Origin of the sequence: Psychrobacter jeotgali, from assembly GCF_904846315.1 — a bacterium.
Lineage (GTDB): Bacteria > Pseudomonadota > Gammaproteobacteria > Pseudomonadales > Moraxellaceae > Psychrobacter > Psychrobacter jeotgali.
In genome coordinates this window covers 2,796,951-2,816,575 of record NZ_CAJHAF010000001.1, presented here as the reverse complement: position 1 = coordinate 2,816,575, position 19,625 = coordinate 2,796,951, and the positions used below count along the sequence as shown (strand labels likewise).

Annotated in this window: 12 protein-coding genes; 5 read left to right on the top strand and 7 right to left on the bottom strand. The window is 42.1% G+C overall.

What is annotated here, in order from left to right; translation table 11 throughout:
* Positions 1-81 precede the first annotated feature (81 nt).
* The 3 genes from glyA to JMX18_RS11660 all read right to left on the bottom strand — a co-directional run bounded on the left by glyA (position 82) and on the right by JMX18_RS11660 (position 3,509).
* Entirely contained in the window at positions 82-1,335 is a 1,254-nt protein-coding gene (gene glyA / locus JMX18_RS11670) for a serine hydroxymethyltransferase (protein ID WP_201587879.1), read from the bottom strand.
* 285 nt (positions 1,336-1,620) lie between these two features.
* Complete coding sequence (locus JMX18_RS11665) at positions 1,621-2,124, bottom strand: chorismate--pyruvate lyase family protein (protein ID WP_201587877.1); 504 nt, start codon at positions 2,122-2,124, stop codon at positions 1,621-1,623.
* A 77-nt stretch (positions 2,125-2,201) separates the two neighbouring features.
* Positions 2,202-3,509: a GNAT family N-acetyltransferase gene (locus JMX18_RS11660; protein ID WP_201588341.1), complete on the bottom strand. Its 1,308-nt coding sequence runs from the start codon at positions 3,507-3,509 to the stop codon at positions 2,202-2,204.
* Between the two features lie 617 nt (positions 3,510-4,126).
* Here JMX18_RS11660 and JMX18_RS11655 point away from each other — a divergent pair.
* Positions 4,127-6,346, top strand: a complete 2,220-nt coding sequence (locus JMX18_RS11655; RefSeq protein ID WP_201587875.1) for an NADP-dependent isocitrate dehydrogenase — start codon at positions 4,127-4,129, stop codon at positions 6,344-6,346.
* Between the two features lie 202 nt (positions 6,347-6,548).
* Here JMX18_RS11655 and icd read toward each other — a convergent pair whose 3' ends face one another.
* On the bottom strand, positions 6,549-7,808 hold the full coding sequence (gene icd, locus JMX18_RS11650; protein WP_201587873.1) for an NADP-dependent isocitrate dehydrogenase: 1,260 nt from the start codon (positions 7,806-7,808) through the stop codon (positions 6,549-6,551).
* Between the two features lie 597 nt (positions 7,809-8,405).
* Between icd and JMX18_RS11645 the strand changes: the two genes are divergently transcribed.
* Together JMX18_RS11645 and JMX18_RS11640 are read left to right on the top strand one after the other, a co-directional pair.
* Positions 8,406-9,020, top strand: coding sequence for a pseudouridine synthase (locus JMX18_RS11645; protein WP_201587871.1), 615 nt, complete (start codon positions 8,406-8,408; stop codon positions 9,018-9,020).
* Positions 9,021-9,262: 242 nt separating this feature from the next.
* Positions 9,263-10,081 carry a DUF305 domain-containing protein gene (locus tag JMX18_RS11640; protein ID WP_201587869.1) on the top strand — a complete coding sequence of 273 codons (819 nt, stop codon included), beginning with the start codon at positions 9,263-9,265 and terminating at the stop codon, positions 10,079-10,081.
* A 182-nt stretch (positions 10,082-10,263) separates the two neighbouring features.
* On the opposite strand, the gene JMX18_RS11635 is transcribed toward JMX18_RS11640, so the two are convergent.
* Positions 10,264-12,180: a M61 family metallopeptidase gene (locus tag JMX18_RS11635; RefSeq protein ID WP_201587867.1), complete on the bottom strand. Its 1,917-nt coding sequence runs from the start codon at positions 12,178-12,180 to the stop codon at positions 10,264-10,266.
* Positions 12,181-12,494: 314 nt separating this feature from the next.
* Here JMX18_RS11635 and JMX18_RS11630 point away from each other — a divergent pair, with 314 nt between their 5' ends.
* Positions 12,495-12,980: an FKBP-type peptidyl-prolyl cis-trans isomerase gene (locus JMX18_RS11630; RefSeq protein WP_201587865.1), complete on the top strand. Its 486-nt coding sequence runs from the start codon at positions 12,495-12,497 to the stop codon at positions 12,978-12,980.
* A gap of 677 nt (positions 12,981-13,657) precedes the next feature.
* Here the strand turns inward: JMX18_RS11630 and JMX18_RS11625 are convergent.
* Positions 13,658-15,892: a carboxy terminal-processing peptidase gene (locus JMX18_RS11625; protein ID WP_201587864.1), complete on the bottom strand. Its 2,235-nt coding sequence runs from the start codon at positions 15,890-15,892 to the stop codon at positions 13,658-13,660.
* A gap of 627 nt (positions 15,893-16,519) precedes the next feature.
* Here JMX18_RS11625 and nagZ point away from each other — a divergent pair.
* Positions 16,520-17,614 (top strand): beta-N-acetylhexosaminidase, encoded by a 1,095-nt coding sequence (gene nagZ / locus JMX18_RS11620; protein ID WP_201587863.1) that lies wholly within the window; start codon positions 16,520-16,522, stop codon positions 17,612-17,614.
* Positions 17,615-17,714: 100 nt separating this feature from the next.
* Here the strand turns inward: nagZ and JMX18_RS11615 are convergent, their stop codons facing one another.
* Positions 17,715-19,409, bottom strand: a complete 1,695-nt coding sequence (locus JMX18_RS11615) for an OmpA family protein (RefSeq protein WP_201587862.1) — start codon at positions 19,407-19,409, stop codon at positions 17,715-17,717.
* Between the last annotated feature and the right edge of the window lie 216 nt (positions 19,410-19,625).

The window sequence follows — 19,625 nt, the reverse complement described above, 5'->3', positions numbered from 1 at the left end:
AATTGGCATAAATTAATGCAAAAACCGCCTGGCAAAAGCCAAGCGGTTTTTATTTTATCCAGTTTTAGCATTTATCCAAAATTACTGGTTTTTTGCATAAACGGGTAGCTCTTTACAGATAGCCTCTACTTTACTGCGTACTTCAGCCAGCACTTTTTCATCGCCGCGGCTATCTAGTACATCACAGATCCAACCTGCTAGCTCGGCCGCTTGCTCTTCATTGAAGCCGCGCGTAGTAATCGCTGGCGTACCAATACGGACACCGGAGGTTACAAATGGCGATTTTGGATCGTTAGGCACAGCGTTTTTATTGACGGTGATATGAGCATCACCTAACCATTTATCCGCCTCTTTACCGGTCATTTCTTGCTTAACGAGACTAATAAGCATCAAATGGTTTTCAGTGCCGCCCGAGATAATGTCGTAGCCGCGCTCCATGATTACTTTTGCCATCGCCTTGGCGTTTTTCACTACTTGCTGCTGATAGGTTTTAAAATCGTCTTCTAACGCTTCTTTAAAGGCTACCGCTTTTGCCGCAATAACATGCATCAATGGGCCACCTTGGTTGCCCGGGAATACCGCAGAATTAAGCTTTTTGGCCAGCTTCTCATCACGAGCAAGGATAATACCTGAGCGCGGGCCCCGTAGGGTCTTATGCGTGGTACTAGTCACCACGTCAGCAAACGGTACTGGGTTGGGATAAACCCCGGCTGCCGCCAAACCAGCTACGTGTGCCATATCGACCAACAAATAAGCGCCTACTTCGTCGGAGATATCACGGAAACGCTGCCAATCAATCACTTGTGAGTAGGCTGAGAATCCAGCGATAATCATCTTAGGTTTGTGCTCACGGGCCAGACGATCAACTTCATCATAATCAATCTCGCCCGCCTCATTTAGGCCATACTGAACCGCATTATAATTGATACCTGAAAAGTTCACGTGAGCGCCATGCGTCAAGTGACCACCTGCATCAAGACTCATACCAAGAACGGTGTCGTTGGCTTCAAGCAGCGCTAAAAATACCGCTGAGTTCGCTTGAGAGCCTGAATGCGGCTGGACGTTGACGTACTCTGCACCGAACAGCTCTTTGGCGCGGTCGATAGCCAACTGCTCAACCACGTCTACATGCTCACAACCCCCATAATAACGCTTACCCGGATAGCCTTCAGCGTACTTATTGGTCAAATCTGACCCTTGCGCTTCCATAACCGCCTGTGAGCAGTAGTTTTCAGAAGCGATAAGCTCAATATGATTTTCTTGACGTTTGCTTTCAGCAGCCATTGCTTCGGCAAGTGCTGGATCGAAATCTTTAATAGAGATATCTTTAAACATAAAAGTGTCCTATATATATAAGGGGTTATGAGAGGAGATTGATCTATAAGCTATTTAAAATAGCGTGAAATTGATTTAGCGGTTACTGATTGTTACTCAGCGGGTTGAGCAGCGCAATCTCAGATGCCGTATCACCACCTAAGCTTGCTGTAAATCAAGTGTACCATGAAAATTTGAAACTTTATTTAACCAATGCAAAATTACTTATCTCAGGCCGAGTTCAATATACTCTAACGGGTTTAAGCCTTCATTATTCTATAATAAATGTTCCTTTAAAGCCTCAATTTATAGCCTTAACAAAAACGCTGGCAAAAACGCTTCACTAATTAATATTTTTCGCCCATACCAGTTATAGCGAGTTTGTCGCTGCCAGCCGCTATCAGTATGAGCGATAAAACGCTGACTTGGCAACGTGCGCCTGCGCTTAAAGAGTACATAACCGATAGGCGTGGCTTTTAGATGTTGCAGACGACGCGCCTGCCCTTGCAGACTAGGGAGCGGAAAGATGCTTTGGGCCTGTACCCAAGCCTGCTCATCGTTACCGTATAGTAAGGACTCCCGCACCCAAGCTAACATTGGGCGATTGAGCTGTGCCCCTTTAATATCTAACTGCTGCTTTTGAGCTAAAGTTAGTAAACGATAACCTTCAAAGCTACGCTCTACCCGTAATGGTTGTCCGGCCTTTTTCTCTAACACTGCTGTTAGTGACCCCTCAGCGTTTAGCCAAGGTATAAGTGCTATTGGTGGACGTATCTTAGAATGGGCAGTATGAACATAAGAACTGGGCATAATTAATAACTAATCATATAAAGATAGCGGCCACACAATAAGTCTGTAACCGCATGAAATTAAGCAAAGATTTAGGATTATTTATCCGCATCAAACTCCGGCATATTGTCCGCATTAAATGGCAATGCCTCATGAGCTTGCTGACGATATTGTGCCATACGTAGCCGATCTTGCGTACAAAAATTACTAATCGCTGGTACAAAACGTGGATCATAAATTCGGTGCAAAGAGTGAGTGGTGGTCGGAATAAAGCCTCGAATCAGCTTATGCTCCCCTTGCGTACCGGGGTCAAAGTATATCAGCCCTTGCTCAATAGCAAATTCAATCCCTTGATAATAACACAGCTCAAAATGCAAGCTATCGTAATCGCCTAATGCGCCCCAGTAACGGCCGTATAAAGTGGCGTTTTCACTTTCAGGCTTATCGTACAAAAACAAACTACTAGCAATAATCTCATCATTACTATCGAGCGCTTGCGCTAGCATTAGATGCTCTGGCATGCTTTGCGCTAACGCCATAAAAAAATCGATACTCAAATAAGGCTGCTGCCCGCGGATGGCATAAGTCATTACGTAGCAATGATAAAACGCTTTCCAGTCTTCATCGGTAATCTCATCACCACATTTACGGTAGCATTTGATATTTTGCTCATTGACCTTACGGCGCTCAGCACGAATCGTTTTGCGCTTTTTTGCTCTTAGCGTTGCCAAAAAATCATCAAAATCTGTGAATAACGAGTTATCGTTAGCCAAGTTATTATTTTGCCACAAGAACTGACAGCCTTGACGCTCAAACACCGGCAAATTGGCGTTGATATCCTCTAGGTCAACCGCTCGGTCCTCTATCATAGCCACGGCTGTATCAGCTGGCATGACAGTGGTTGCAAGCGTTGCCAGCTCTGGACTTACAAACAGTCCATGCCAGCTCGATGCTCCCACTTGTGTCGCGATATCATCAATCCCTGCTATGGCCGTTGTTACTATATCGCTATTCAGACTTTCGCCTACCGCCAACCAAAAACGCTCGCCAGTGATTGGGGTATAAGGCACGCTGGTCACTAACCGCGGATAATAATCAAGACCATAGTTGGCATAAGCTTGAGCCCACGCATAATCAAATACAAACTCGCCTTGGTGATGACCTTTAATAAACACTGGCATCACCGCCACAGGCTGGGTAATATCGGTTACTAACTCGCCATCTACAGGCGTCTCTACTCGGTGCACTAAAATAAAAATAGGCAGCCAACCCGCATCCTCACCAATAGCGCCAGTGCTAGTCAGCGCCTGCCAAAAGTCAAAAGACATAAAAGGGGTATTGGGCGTCTGCCACGGCACCTGGGTTTGCCAGTTCATATCACTTACTAGCGCATACTGCAGATTTATACTCATATTATTCATTATCACTATATATTTTAACTTTTACGATACACCTTAGTTAGCCTAGCAAATTTTTAATAAGTTGCTGTCACAATTTGCAAAATTTATAGATTAACTAATAACATAGAAGGTAGATAGACTATAGATAGTTATAAACCGTGATGGATTCATTATAGAAAAAGCCACCTGCAAGATACAGGTGGCTTAACGGACTGTGCTGTCTTTAGGTAAAGAACTTTAGATAAAAAATCTGTTGCTAAAATGACAATAGCTATTGAAAAACCGTGTTTCAATCACAAAGATGCTATTAGTGCTCATCACTGGTAGAATAAGGGTTCTATTAGCTTAATATAATTCAGTGATCTAAGATATGAGCGAAAATAGTTCACTTAGTTCATTATACGGGATTGACATCGTATCGAATTTATATTGAGTCAGTTATAATAGGCCCTCAATAGTTCACTTTTATGTAATTAAGATGCTATAGTCAAATTGCCATTTTAATAAAAACTAACGAAAGAAAATTCTAATGAGTCTCGAAACATTTACAGAGGCTGTAAAGAATCATTAGACTACATTTGAGCCTTAGTATTAACGACAACCAAAAGGAATAGTCTACTACAATGTCAAAAATTATTTATACAAAAACTGACGAAGCCCCAGCGCTTGCCACCTTATCATTCTTGCCTATTGTCAAAGCTTTTACTCAAACTGCAGGAATCGATGTTGAAACTAGCGATATCTCGGTGGCTGCCCGAGTATTAGCTGAATTCTCTGATTATTTAACTGAAGAGCAGCAAGTACCTAATAATCTAGCTGCCCTTGGCCGTCTTACCCAAGACCCAGATGCTAATATTATTAAACTACCTAATATCAGTGCCTCTGTACAGCAGCTTAAAGCTGCTATTAAAGAGCTGAAAAGCAAAGGCTACGCTCTACCTGATTTTCCAGATGAGCCAAAAACGGACGAAGAAAAAGAGATCCGTCAGCGTTACGGCAAAGCATTAGGCAGCTCAGTTAACCCAGTACTGCGTGAAGGTAACTCAGATCGCCGTGCACCAAAAGCGGTTAAAAACTATGCTCGTAAGCATCCTCACTCTATGGGTGAGTGGAAGCAGTGGTCAAGTACGCACGTATCACATATGCACACTGGCGACTTCTATGATGGCGAGCAGTCTATGACTCTAGACAAAGCGCGTACCGTGCGTATGGAGCTGTTAGCTGATAATGGTAAGACTGAGGTTTTAAAGCCTGAAATCGCTCTACTGGACAAAGAAGTTATCGATCTTATGTTCATGAGCAAAAAGGCGCTCCTTGAGTTCTATGAGCAAGAGATGGAAGATTGCCGCGAAGCCGGTATTCTATTCTCCTTGCACGTAAAAGCCACTATGATGAAAGTATCGCATCCTATCGTGTTCGGACATGCGGTTAGAATCTACTATAAAGATGCTTTTGAGAAGCATGGCGAGCTCTTTGATAAATTAGGGGTCAACGTTAATAACGGTATGGCCAGCTTATACGATAAAATTGCTGAGCTGCCGGCGAGCGAGCGCGAAGAGATTGAGCAAGACCTGCATGCCTGCCAAGAACACCGCCCTCGCTTAGCTATGGTGGACTCTGCAAAAGGAATTACTAACTTCCATTCGCCAAGCGACGTAATTGTTGATGCTTCTATGCCGGCTATGATTCGCTCAGGTGGTAAAATGTGGGGCGCTGATGGCAAACTATATGACTGTAAAGCGGTGATGCCTGAGTCTACCTTTGCGCGTATCTATCAAGAGATGATCAACTTCTGTAAATGGCACGGTAACTTTGACCCAACCACTATGGGTACTGTCCCGAACGTGGGTCTTATGGCCAAAAAAGCTGAAGAATATGGCTCGCATGACAAAACTTTTGAGTCAAGCGAAGCTGGTATAGCTCGTATCGTTGACGTTGACACTGATGAGGTGTTGATGGAGCAGCGGGTTGAGAAAGGCGACATCTGGCGCATGTGTCAGGTTAAAGATGAGCCGATTCAAGACTGGGTCAAGCTTGCCGTACGCCGTGCTCGCGAATCGGATACGCCAGTTATCTTTTGGTTAGACCCTTACAGACCGCATGAAAACGAGCTGATCAAAAAGGTTGAGATGTACCTAAAAGATCATGATACCGAAGGTCTACATATCGAAATCATGTCACAGGTTCGCGCCATGCGTTATACCTTGGAGCGTGTCGCCCGTGGTCTTGATACTATCTCTGCTACCGGTAACATTCTAAGAGACTACCTAACGGACTTGTTCCCTATTCTAGAATTAGGTACCAGTGCTAAAATGCTATCAGTAGTGCCGCTAATGAAAGGTGGTGGTTTGTTTGAAACTGGCGCTGGTGGTTCAGCGCCAAAACATGTGCAGCAGCTATTAGAAGAAAACCATTTACGTTGGGATTCGTTAGGTGAGTTCTTAGCCTTGACCGAATCTTTAGAGCACTTGGCCAAGAATAAAGATAATGCTAAAGCTCAGGTATTGGCAGATACGCTTGATGAAGCCACTGAAAAGCTGTTGTTAAATGATAAATCACCCTCACGCAAGACTGGCGAGTTAGATAACCGTGGTAGTCACTTCTATCTAGCCATGTACTGGGCAGAAGAGCTAGCACAGCAAGATAAAGATGCCGATCTAAAAGCGCAATTTGCACCACTGGCGCAAGAGCTTAAAGATAATGAAGACACTATTATTAAAGAGTTAAATGAGGTTCAAGGCAAATCAGTAGATATCAAAGGCTACTATTTAGCTGATGAATCACTAGCTGAGCAAGTCATGCGTCCAAGCAAAACCTTTAATGATACTATAGCTTCATTGTAATTATGCAGCTTGATTAATTGAACTTTTGAGCTTAAGGCACTCCAATGATTAAAATCATTGGGGTGTTTTTTTATGTTCAAAATATATAAAAATGGGCGTTAAACCGCCACAAAAAAAACCATCTACACTAAAGGGCAGATGGTTTTTACGAAAAGCTATAAGCGTTATTATCTAAACTTCTTAGCTAATCCTACCCAAGCCATTAAGCGTTCATGTGCTTAATCACGGCTTTACCAAATTCAGAGGTGCTCAAAAGAATAGCATCGGGCATTAAACGCTCAAAATCATAAGTAACGGTCTTGTTAGCGATAGCGCCTTGAATACCCTCTATAATAAGGTCGGCGGCCTCAGTCCAGCCCATGTCACGTAGCATCATCTCAGCAGATAGAATTAGTGAGCCTGGATTGACTTTATTTTGACCGGCATACTTAGGAGCGGTACCATGCGTTGCCTCATAGACAGATACGGCGCCGCCTTTATTAGCACCCGGGGCAATACCAATACCGCCAACTTCAGCCGCTAGAGCGTCAGAGATATAATCACCATTTAGATTAAGTGTGGCAACCACTGAGTAATCAGCTGGACGCATCAATATTTGCTGTAAGAACGCATCAGCAATCACGTCTTTGATAATAATCTCATTGCCTGTTTTTGGATTCTTGATAGTCATCCAAGGGCCACCGTCCAATGGCTCTGCACCAAAACGTTCAGCAGCGAGCTCATAACCCCAGTCTTTAAACGCGCCTTCGGTAAACTTCATGATATTACCTTTGTGCACTAAGGTGACACTGGGCAGATCATTATCGATAGCGTGCTGGATAGCTTTACGCACCAAACGTTGTGAGCCCTCTTTTGATACTGGTTTGATACCGATTCCGCACTCTTCAGGGAAGCGAATTTTATCAACGCCCATCTCATTTTGTAGGAAGTCGATAACTTTTTTGGCGTCATCGCTACCGGCTTTCCACTCGATACCTGCATAGATATCTTCTGAGTTTTCACGGAAAATGACCATATCGGTAAGCTCTGGATGCTGAACAGGGCTTGGCACTCCCTCAAACCAGCGCACCGGACGCTGACAAACATAAAGATCAAGCTCTTGACGTACCGCCACATTTAATGAGCGAAAGCCGCCACCCACTGGCGTAGTTAATGGGCCTTTTATGCTGATAACATAATCTCTCAGAATCTCTAGGGTCTCTTCTGGTAGATAGTCACCCTCGTAAATCTTAGACGCTTTTTCACCTAAGTAAGCTTCCATCCAAACGATTGATTTTTTGCCTTTATAAGCTTTTTCTATCGCCGCATCGACTACTTTCATCATTACAGGGGTGATATCCACTCCAATGCCATCGCCTTCGATGAATGGAATGATAGGATGATTGGGTACATTTAAAGACAAATCAGCATTTACAGTAATTTTTTCGCCGTCTCTTGGGACGATAACCTTATCATAGGACATGATTAGAACTCCTTGGTTGTCTGTTAACTGTCGCCAGCATACGTTATCCTTTGTTATGCTAGTTACGCTATTATTTTGAAAGGACTGTATGCCTTTATATAATTAAAAGCACTATTAAAAAAAATATTAAATAGTTTGCTCGACAGCATGGTTATAGTTATTAGAATATGCACACCTTAATAGCACCTACTAAAGTAAAATAGCGATAAACCCAGCTGCTATTATTTATAGAACTTATAATTATAAAAATTACAATAGTTGGTTAATTAAAGGTGTATTAAATATAGCAAATATGACATAGCATGCTGTTTATACTACTAAAATAAAGGTTTAGCTGTTAATTTTTCTTATATATAACTCGTATTTAAGTATCAAAAATATAAATACCATTATTAAATTATGGTTTTATTTTAGGTATAAAAACTCCTTATACTAAGCTAATTTTTATAAAACAAGTAAACTAATATCAGCATATATTTGACAGCATCAGTATGATACGACTCGTTTAATATCATCAACTATCAATGTTCAAACTTTAAAATCGCAATCTACCAGCACAATACCTATCATTTATATCGCTTTAGGAACCTCTATTTTATGGCAACCTCTAGTCTCATTTTATTTAATAAGCCTTATGGCGTACAAAGTCAGTTTCGTGATGATAGTAACAACGACCATACTACCCTATCGCAGTATTTCACTGATAAATCTCTACGGGTTGCTGGCAGACTGGATGCCACCTCTGAAGGGTTACTAATCTTGACCAGCGATGGACGAGTAAACAAGGCCATTACCCACCCGCCAAAAGCCAATCATGGACAAAAGCAAGGTAAGACTTATTTAGTGCAAGTTGAAGGCATCGCTACCCCTGAGCAGCTTATTCAGCTCGAAAAAGGAGTGGTGCTCAAAGACGGTAAAACCTTACCTGCTAAGGTCAAGCAAGTGGCAGAAATCGATTTGCCTATTGAGCTATGGCCACGTAATCCGCCTATTCGCGAGCGCAAAAATGTCCCTACTTCATGGCTGATACTGACCATTTATGAGGGCAAAAACCGTCAAGTTCGGCGCATGACGGCTCACGTTGGCCTGCCTTGCCTGCGACTTATCCGCTGGTCAGTGGCTGGCTTTGAGCTGGGATCGCTTGGTGTTGGCGAATTTGTACGCATACATTTGAATAGCGAGCGTTGTCAGCAGTTGGGAATTACTGATTAATCCTATTATTGAGAGTTGTTAATTCTAAGGATTTTAGCAGTTATTATTACCATAAATTAAACATAGTGTCTCGAATGAGTAAGACTTATCTGCTAGTATCTTTAAGCAGTTATATTATGTGCGTAGAAGCATGACGAAGGCATATCATTTATTAGTACGGTCTTGATACTTACTTTTTATAATTACTAGGCTTCGTCTGCCAGTATGTTGGCCAGTTTCAATGGTTTAATTAAGGATATCTCATGGCTTTTTGTTATCGTTCTACTATTATCACTGTTGGGATAACCACTGCGCTGATGCTTAGCGCTTGTCAGCCTTCTACTGAAGAGACTTCCGCAGCAGATAATGCTATGCCACCACCTATAGAGGCATCTGAAACGATTATTGAGCCTGAGGTCAGGGCTAGTGACAATATTATGGAAGACAAAGTCTTAAGCGATGCTGAAGTGATAAACAGTGACATGCTCAGAGAATATACCAGAGCCATCAGCAGGATGGTTGATGAGATGATGATTGGTATGAATTATAACGACCCTGATACTGCCTTTACTAAAATTATGCTGGGTCAACATCGGGGCTCATTAGAAATGGCAAAAATTGAGCTGAAATATGGAACTGATGTAGATATGCGTAAGTTCGCCCAAGATCTGATTGATTCGCAGCAAATCAAGAGCGACACTTTGAATAAACGGCTCGCAAACTATCCTGATACCGTCAATCCTACCCACCATACTCAAACTATGCAGCAAGCGTATGCCAGAACTATAGAAGCAATGTACGACGACATGATGATAGGCATCGCAGACCCTAACGTAGATGTGGCCTTTGCTCGTGCCATACTGGCCCATCATTCAGGTGTAGTAGATTTAGCAAAAATTGAGCTGAAACATGGTGAAGATCAAGCAGTAGTTAAGCTGGCACAAAGAATTATCGATGATCAGCAGCCAAAAACCAATTGGCTACAGCAATGGATCGCAATGCACGAAGCGAATAACAATATGACTGAAAGTACAGAAGAGACAGTTACAGCTGAAGAATCAGTAGAAGAGCCAGCGCTCTAATAGCTGGATCGTTTATATGAATGAATTGAAAGCCAGTCGTTATAATCGATAGTGACAATATAAATCCCACCCCACCCTTGCTGCGCACTGTGCTCAGCAAGGGTTTTATTATTTTAGGCTATATTTATGCCATTATGGATCATGGCTTTTAAATGTTGACCATTTATCCTAGTACTGATTTATTACTGATAACGCTCCATAATCTCCAGCCAGTCTTGCCAAGCTGGTGGAGTTTGTTTATCACCATTACTAGGCTCTGATGAACTAGCGGCCGTTGCCAGCTTTAAGTTTACTTTGTACGGAAAACCCTGTTCTTTACTATCTTGCACTTTAGGCACTACCGTTACGATCATTAGCTCATCGCGGCGGAATAAATGACAGTCCACTTTATGCTCAGCCGTGCTCAAAGTTGCTAGCTGCTTACTATCTGCCTTGATACCATCGATAGCGACGATAACATCATGAGCCGAGATGCCAGCAAGGGCGGCAGGGCTTTCGCGCTGTACTCGGTTGACTTTTAAACCAGCCACAGTTTCTGTACAGCTCATACCCCAAGGCGTATTTTTGTTTGCCGTTTCTTTGATATCTTCATAGCTCTTGATCCCATTGGCGCTTAGTAACTGCTCAATAGGCAACTCCTCTACTCCATCAACGTAACGGCGCTCAAAATCTTCCCAATCTGCCTTGGGCATAAATTCACTAATCACAGCGCTCATATCAGCGCTACTGATACCGATACGCTTATTGTCCAACTGTTTTGCACGCTCATAAAACGCCTTAATCACATCGAATAAACGATAACGACCGGCGCTCTTTTGTTGTAAAGTTAAATCCAGACACAAAGCCACCAACGCCCCTTTGTTATAATAACTAATGCCAGCATTGCCGGTATTTTCGTCACTACGATACAGCTTAATCCACGCATCAAAGCTTGACTCAGCCACACTTTGGGTAGCACGTCCGTGCGTTTGATAATAGCGATTAATTTGTGTTGCTAATAGGGTTAGATAGCTGTTTTTATCAATTACCCCTGCAGCTTGCAGCATAAAGTCATCAATGTAAGAGGTAAAGCCTTCGAACACCCAAAGTAGTGGTGTAAAAGCTTCTTTACGCAGATCTACATCGAGCATGACATCAGGGCGTACGGTTTTGACCCACCACGCATGAAAATATTCATGGCTACATAAGCCTAAGAACCGCTGATAAGCAGCGCTAGGTATTTTAGGCTCATCAATAGCAGGCAAGTCGCTACGCGGCGTAATCAAGCTGGTCGAATTAATATGCTCAAGCCCGCCATAATCCTGACCACTAGCATAGGTCATAAAAGTATAGTCGCTAAATGGGGCATCGCCTAGCCAGTCCAAATAAGTCTGACAAATCTGAGTAATATCCTGCTGGAGACGGCCTAAGTTTGCATTATGTTTGCCTGAGAGATAAAAATGATGACTTAAAGCTTGACGCTGCTTGTCTTGAATAATGAAATCAAATTTATCTTGTACCGCAATCTCGAACGGATGATCGATCAGCTCATAATAGCTCTGCGCCTGCAATCCATACAAGTGCTTGCTATTACCTTGCTGTACATCGCTAAGATGGGTCGATTGAAGACCACAAGCCAGTTTCACCTGTTCACTATCTTTATCTGCTAAGAATTCAGCAGGAACAATTAAGCTGACTTGCACAGGTAGCGTTTCTTCTCCTTCGACGGCCAAAGCTAATGAAGTAAAGTTACCATAAAGGCGCTGCTGATCGACATAAGCGGTGCGTACTGATAAATCATAGCAGTACACTTCATATTCAACCCTAAGTGTTTGTCCCGCTGTTGCATAAGGCAGTTGCCAAGTATTTTTATCAAGCTTAATAGCACGGTAGGACTCAACAGGCTTATTATTATCATTTTCTATAATCTGATAGTGAACCGCAGTAATATGACGGGCAAACTCGCGCATCAAGTAACTGCCCGGAATCCAAGCAGGCAACCATAAGCTCGGTGCGTCATTAGTTGCAATGAAGCTCAAGCTTGCATCAACTAAATGTTCGTTAAAACGTTTAAAATCGAATTTGTAATCAATGCTAGAAGTACTAAAAACGGTAGTCATAATCTATTCTTATTGTGGAGTTTGTCCTTATGGTAGAAGCCCTAAGTGAAAAACGCAACGGCTAAACCGTCAATCCGCTATATATCCTAGTTAAATAAGGGCTATAAAAAGCATATCCATCTATTAATTGCTATTTTTTGTGTTTTTTACCTTGAAAGTTATTATATCCATCTCAATTAAAGAGGCTAACTGCTACAGTTACCCTAATAAACTGATGATAATTAACTAATAATATGGCTTTTGGCCAGCAAATTGGCTTTTTTAGGTTTATTACAACCGAATTTAAATTTATATCTATATATTTAGGATAATTTATGACTACTATTGCAAAAGACACCGCCGTCAAATTTAACTACACCCTAAAAGATGATGAAGGCAACATTCTTGATCAATCACCAGAGGGTCAACCCCTTGCTTATCTGCATGGCCACCAGAATATTATTCCAGGCCTAGAGCAGCAACTAGAAGGTAAATCTGCAGGCGAAAACGTTAATGCAGTTGTTGAACCTGCGGATGGTTATGGCGAATATCAAGACCAAGCCGTACAAAAAGTACCTCGCGATAACTTCCAAGGTGTTGAAGATATCCAGCCAGGTATGCAGTTTCAGTCACAAGCTGGCGATCAAGTGATGCTGGTAACTGTAACTGATGTTAATGACGACGAAGTTACCGTTGATGCTAACCATCCTTTAGCAGGCAAACGTCTGACTTTTGAGGTTGAAATTCAAGAAGTACGTGCAGCAACTGAAGATGAATTAAACCATGGTCATGTGCATGGTGCAGGCGGCGTTGAGCACTAAGCTAAGAGCTTTCTGCCGAAGATATAGGGCTTATTAATTATTAATGCTGTTAATTTCATTAATATAGCCTTATAAGCTAAAATAGAAAAAGCCAGTAGTTATCAATAACTACTGGCTTTTTTATGGGTATTGTTTAAGATTAAATTATTGATAAGAATTATGCTGTTTATATTGTAGGGCTTGCTATCTCCGAAGGTAAAAGCATAGCGTAAAGGTGAAAAGCCTACTCTGCCAAACGTAATAAAACCGCATAATCATTAGATTACACGGTTTCCATTACCAACCATCCTTGTTAACGTCACTTCATACCTAATCCCGAGATACTTAGTAACTGACAGGCATCCAGCCTTATCATCCATAATCAGCAAGCCATCCTTGACTCAATCTATAAACAAACTATGAATACCAATCCCTAGTATTAACAACAGTATCGTTCAATTGCGCTGTGTAGTTATAATCGCAGATTGACCTATTGATAGTAAGACGTTTAAGCGTCATTGAATGTAAGCATATGCTTACATTCACTTTTGAGGAAAACCCAATCTATTCTATATAGCTAATACACTTTAAAATATGTGCAGTGCTGCTGGTATCAATTTTGCGCAGCCTCTGTCGGCGTAGGCACAGCACGCAAGTAAAATTAATACCAGTAGCACAGATCGCAAAGTGTAGCGATTTTATTTAGGATTGACTATAACCGCTTGTAACTCTTCTTCAGGGCTAACGGGTATGTGAGGATCCGCACTAAGCATTAAATAAGCGGCTTCATTGATATAAGCTTCATTCTCTGGCAAGTCAGGACGCTCATTAGCCTTCATCTCACTACGCTCCTCAAACTTGGCATCCATCGCCGCTTGATAGGTATTCCAATTAGCATAAGGCTTTTCTCCTGTAGCTATCAGACGCTTATTTTCAGCGGCCAATGAACGCTCTTCAATGAGCTGCATCTTGGCGCGGCGCTTATTAATATTCAGACTAATAGGTTTCTTCTCATCGTCCATATCACGAATATCATTGAGCGTTGATAGGTATACAAACTGTGGATTTTGCTCTTGGCGAATTTTTGATTGCTGATTCAAAGTCGTTAGCGTATCAGCAGTAAACCTACCTTCCGGCTTATAAGCAGCGGTTTTGATAGTATCCCAAGGAAGCGCCTTTTTCTGTGCTCGCTCACCAAAGGTAGCGTCATCATAAATGTTGACCAGCTCCACATCTGGTACCACGCCTTTGTTCTGTGTACTACCACCGGTAATACGATAGAACTTACGCTGGGTTAAAGTAGCAGATCCTAATGCCAAATTATCCAATTGAATCTGGGCAGAACCTTTACCGGTAGTGGTATTGCCGACAACCAGTCCGCGTCCATAATCCTGAATAGCAGCTGCAAATATCTCGCTCGCCGAGGCTGAGGCTAGGTTGATTAATACCACCATTTTGCCATCGTATAATTGCTTGCCACCGTCATTATCACGGTACACTTGAACATTTCCACGATTATCACGAATCTGAACTAGTGGGCCACTCTTAATGAATAACCCTAACATTTTAGCTACTTCATCTAATGAGCCCCCTGGATTGTTGCGTAGGTCCACCACTAATCCATCAATATTCTCTTTATTTAATTCTTTTAATGCACGTTCAGTATCAATACTGACACTACGATATTCCTCTCCTTTACGGCGTGCTTGATAGTTAAGATAAAAACTTGGAATCTCAAGTACCCCAATGCGTTTTGGCGTATCGTCTATATTGGGACGCTGTATATCTACTATTCTATGGGTAACGCCAGACTCTTCTTGCTCGATAATATCGCGCACCACCGATACCGTTCGGGCACTAGCATCAGGTGTATTAGGTTGACGCAATTTCAGGGTCACCGAAGTACCGCGCTTACCACGAATTAGACCTACAATCTCACGTGTGGACCAACCCACTACGTCAGTCATAGTTTTGCCATCTTCAGCGATACCAATAATCAAATCATTAGGTTTGATTTGTCCGGTCTTAGCCGCCGGTCCGCCATCAACTAAAGTCACAATACGTGTGTAATTAGGATTTTTGCGATCAGGGCGGATAGAAACCCCAATACCCTCAAGCTGAAGGCTTGATTGAATCTGTAATTCATTCGCCTGGATAGGAGCATAGTAATTACTGTGAGGGTCGTAAGTGAGCATGGCCGTATTTAAGATGGTTTCCATGATCTCGTTATCTTTAATGCGTTCGATCTGCCCTTTTTGTCTTTCTAAGCGGTTAAGCAATATCTCACTAGGCGTACGCTGATCATTGCGTACCAAATCTCGACCACCGGTAATATCGGGGTTAGCTAAGAAAACTTCTTCTTTGGCTTTTTCATCCTCTTGACCTAAAGTAATACTCAGCAGCTGAAACTTTATCTGGTTTTCCCAATAGTTACGTTGCTCTTTTTTGGTTTTGAAATGGGGTAGTTTTTCACGGTCGAGAACGATAGTCCGATCTGTGGTTAGATCAATATCCGTTTTAAGCATTTTTTTGGCCAGCTCAAAGTACTCTTTAGAGCGTTTACGGTAACGCTCAAAGATATCCACTCCCGCCGAAAGATCTCCACGCTTAAGGCGGTTGGCAAATTCGCTAGCATATTTTTCTGTAAACTCATCAACATCAGACTGTAAAAACAGACTATGATTAGGATCAAGATTATCGATATACATAGACAAGATCTCTTTGCCCATTTCACTATCAAGTGGCTGATTAAGATAGTGACTGCGATCTAATAACGCAGCAACTTGTCGAGTAGTCACTTGTTGTTCTGGCGTTTGTACAAAGCCATCAGTATTGGTTTCTGCTACTGCTGTGCCATAACTTTGGGTCAAAATAGCGCCAACCACGCCAATTGATGCCATACTGAGTAACCACTGAGCGGGTTGTTTTTTCATCATATCTACCTAGTTGTTCTGCAATTAAAATGTTTGAAAGTGATAAGTCGTAGTTGCTTTTAGTAGCGCCCTCGGACATTAGAGCATTGAGTTTTTTGTGCTGTCGATATTGTTTATATTTGGATAATAAATAGCTCTAACTATACTAAGGCATGTTGTTAATCTGAACAATGAAACATCGAGATATGCTATAGACTAGCAACCAACACATCCCCTAGTACCCATCTATTATCAACCCTAATTATTAAGCTTACCTTACCACTAATTCATTATTTATTTTTATCAAAAATCGACTAATATTATCACAATTATATATAAAGCACTGTCTCAAACTGTATAAACAATCTTACACCTAATGCTTATGCACGAACGCTTCGCTACTTTCTTTATTTAAAGTTGTCATCTTTTATTTTAATCTTTTATCTTAGTTTTCCATTTCAAATACTTTAGTTAAAGATAAAATGGTTATTTTCAATTAATAATAGCAATTGTTGAACCCATCATAATATAAAGACTATAAAGTAGCGACATGGGACTAGAAGATAATAACTGGCATAATTAGCTAACTGGTAATAGAAATTTTTTAACGCGGTAAATAATTCTGTATAGCACTTTGGAGAGCGCACCATGTATGGCGTACTAATGATCGATATTGACAATATTTCTTTGACCGCAGAAGATGTGAGTTTAATCAAACAAGCACAAGTTGGCGGCATTATTTTATTCGCACGTAATGTGGTGGATGCCGTACAGGTAAGGCAATTATGTGATGATATCCGCTACCATAATCCTGATATATTAATAGGAGTGGATCAAGAAGGAGGGCGCGTAGCTAGATTGCGTGATGGTTTTACACCGCTGCCGGCGATGGGCAAGTTGGGTCAGCTATTTGATCAAAACCCTACCCTCGCCCTAAATAGAGCCTACGACTGTGGTTATTTGATGGCTACTGAAGTACTGGCTGTAGGTATCGATATAAGCTTTGCGCCAGTGCTGGATCGAGACGGCGTCAGTCAGGTCATTGGTGACCGTAGCTTTCATCAAGATCCCAATATCATTACAGCACTTGCTACCCAGTTTATGCGCGGTATGAAAGAGGCGGGTATGGCAACCACCGGTAAGCATTTCCCGGGGCACGGAGCGGTTGCGCCCGATTCGCATGTGGCAGAAGCGATTGATGATCGTAGCTTGGATGAGATTATGGCAAGCGATATGCAGCCCTTTGCTCAAACTCTGCCTTGGCTAGATGCTTTGATGCCGGCCCACGTAATCTTTTCGCAAGTCGATAATAAGCCTGCCGGTTTTTCTAAGGTTTGGCTGAAAGATATTATTCGTAAGCAGCTGAAGTTTGATGGGGTATTATTCTCTGATGATCTATCTATGGCTGGCGCACAAGCTGCAGGCGATGTCAGCGCTCGGGTAAAAGCCGCTATTGAGGCAGGCTGTGATATCGCTTTGGTTTGCAACGATAGAGTAGCTGCCCATGAAGCCGCTGAAGCCGCTCAAGAACTCCCTTATCCCGACCAAGAGCGCATTAAAACTATGCGTGGACAGATACCGCAGTGGCAAGGCAGTCTTGAGGCTACCTGTCAGCAATTTAGCTATTGGTCGCAGGCTCGGCAAGCCGTTATGCAGACGTTTTTTGTCTCAGACTCTGATAATGCTAACCAGACAGTAGAAAAAAATAGTCATAGAACCAATGATCCTACTGTTTACAAGTAACTTTTATAATTGACTTAACCTTTACTCCCATTAAAAAACCGCATCTTTAAAAGATGCGGTTTTATTAACTAAAATTTAAATACCTTTCTTTATTACTGACTTACTGAGCATTTGGATCTAGCGCTGTACCACGGCTTGGATCATCACTATCTGGCAATACGTCGTCATTATTATCATCTAGTGGATTCAAGTCAGGGTCTGGCATATTTACATTAGCTGTGCCAGTAGTTCTAGTACGATCATCCGCATCAGGCATCATATCATCATTGTTACTATCTAGCGGATTTAAGTCGGGGTCAGTATCCATATCACGTACTGAGATACCATCGCCACTCATAGTCGCTTCATCATATACGGTAAATTCAATACGGCGGTTACGGAAGCGGCCTTGTTCTGTTGAGTTATCTGCAATTGGATCGGTCTCGCCCATGCCTTTAGTAGTTAATTTATTCGCATCAACGCCTTGAGCGATAAGATATTCTTTTACAGACTCAGCACGATCACGTGATAAATCCATATTATAGGCATTAGAAGCTTGATTATCCGTATGACCAATAATCATTAGCTCCATATCAGGAACTTCTTTCATAAGTTGAGCAGCACGATCAAGCAGAGGTTTATTAACTTCTGGGATAAACGCTTTATCTAGCTCAAAGTTAATCACTTGCAGGCTTAGTGCACGAGCTACATCACGTGGATCTGGATTTTCACCTAGATTGTCCACAGCAGTTTGTGCAGCGGTCACACTCTGTTCAATTTCATTCTGAATATCTAGTGGACCTTCAGCAACTACTGTCATTGCCGGAACAGCAGCTTGTAAGTCACTAACTAGCTTATTTAGCACTCCTTCATCTGGCGCGTTAACTGTAATCTCGTCACCTTTTATAACCATGCTCGCATTAGGAACATTGCTGAATATGGGTAAGATGGTAGCAAGCTGATCCGCAGCAGGCATATCAGTAGCGAAATTATCATCTACATCAGCTCGGCATTTATCAGCTTCACCGCCAAAGGTATTAGATAGAGCGCCCATAACTGTATTTTGCAAAGCTTCATCACCAACGTTCATGCGGCAAGCATATAAAGTGTTCGCTTCACCAGTCGCAAGACGAATCGAAGCAGGCTCAACATCAGCTACTACCACTACTTGCTCTTGCTCTACAGGCTGCTCTTCAGTGACTACTGGTGTTGCTACCGGCTCTGGATTATCTTGGCAACCACGTAGTAACGCCCAGGCTAGAGCACCTAGAATAATCAAACCAATAATTGGCAATAAAGCTTTCATAAAGCTGCCATCTTTTGGTTCTTCTTGACGCTGTAAAGGCGCTGTACTAGTAGTATCAGAAATACGTGCACCCGCTGGAGCCGCTGCTACCATACCAGCAGGAACAACCGCACCCGCCCATGCAGGAATATGCTTTTGATAGCTGGATAAATTGTCATTTAAAAACTGTGGTACAGGAGTAGTTCCGGCTAGATTTTTGATTTCATGATAGGCAAGTGGTGCTGCCATAGCAACCAAGCCACGAGAGGCTGTTGCATCAACATTATGTGCCCCTGCAAGCTCACGCGAAATCTGGTCACGATGCGCACCGTCAGTCCACACACGATCATAAAAACCTTGATCATCACGAGCAACATTCTCGTTAGCAAAACGATTATAAGTTTCTTGGTCCGCTAAACGTGCAGCAAAAATGGCATAGAACTGCTCAAGCAAGCTCTTTTTCGCTGGGTTGTTATCGTCACCGAGTACTGCTGGGGTGACGGTTCGGGTTAAATGACTAATAATATCCATAATATTTCATCCTCCAATTATCATTGTTTTATATCTTTTGAGAGTTTTACCTTGCATGCCTCTAAAGTATGTAGCTTTAACTAGTTCATAGCAGCTATAGCAAAGTTTTTATTAATTTCCAATTAAGTAAATCTCAATCTCACTATAAATATAATGATAGGATGATAACCCCTTGTTCACAATAAATGGGCTGTTGTACAAATGATACAATAGGTA

Bases quoted from the DNA above. Each gene is read 5' to 3' on its own strand.
- glyA (WP_201587879.1), bottom strand. From the start codon at position 1,335: ATGTTTAAAGATATCTCTATTAAAGATTTCGATCCAGCACTTGCCGAA.
- JMX18_RS11665 (WP_201587877.1), bottom strand. From the start codon at position 2,124: ATGCCCAGTTCTTATGTTCATACTGCCCATTCTAAGATACGTCCACCA.
- JMX18_RS11655 (WP_201587875.1), top strand. From the start codon at position 4,127: ATGTCAAAAATTATTTATACAAAAACTGACGAAGCCCCAGCGCTTGCC.
- icd (WP_201587873.1), bottom strand. From the start codon at position 7,808: ATGTCCTATGATAAGGTTATCGTCCCAAGAGACGGCGAAAAAATTACT.
- JMX18_RS11645 (WP_201587871.1), top strand. From the start codon at position 8,406: ATGGCAACCTCTAGTCTCATTTTATTTAATAAGCCTTATGGCGTACAA.
- JMX18_RS11640 (WP_201587869.1), top strand. From the start codon at position 9,263: ATGGCTTTTTGTTATCGTTCTACTATTATCACTGTTGGGATAACCACT.
- JMX18_RS11635 (WP_201587867.1), bottom strand. From the start codon at position 12,180: ATGACTACCGTTTTTAGTACTTCTAGCATTGATTACAAATTCGATTTT.
- JMX18_RS11630 (WP_201587865.1), top strand. From the start codon at position 12,495: ATGACTACTATTGCAAAAGACACCGCCGTCAAATTTAACTACACCCTA.
- JMX18_RS11625 (WP_201587864.1), bottom strand. From the start codon at position 15,892: ATGAAAAAACAACCCGCTCAGTGGTTACTCAGTATGGCATCAATTGGC.
- nagZ (WP_201587863.1), top strand. From the start codon at position 16,520: ATGTATGGCGTACTAATGATCGATATTGACAATATTTCTTTGACCGCA.
- JMX18_RS11615 (WP_201587862.1), bottom strand. From the start codon at position 19,409: ATGGATATTATTAGTCATTTAACCCGAACCGTCACCCCAGCAGTACTC.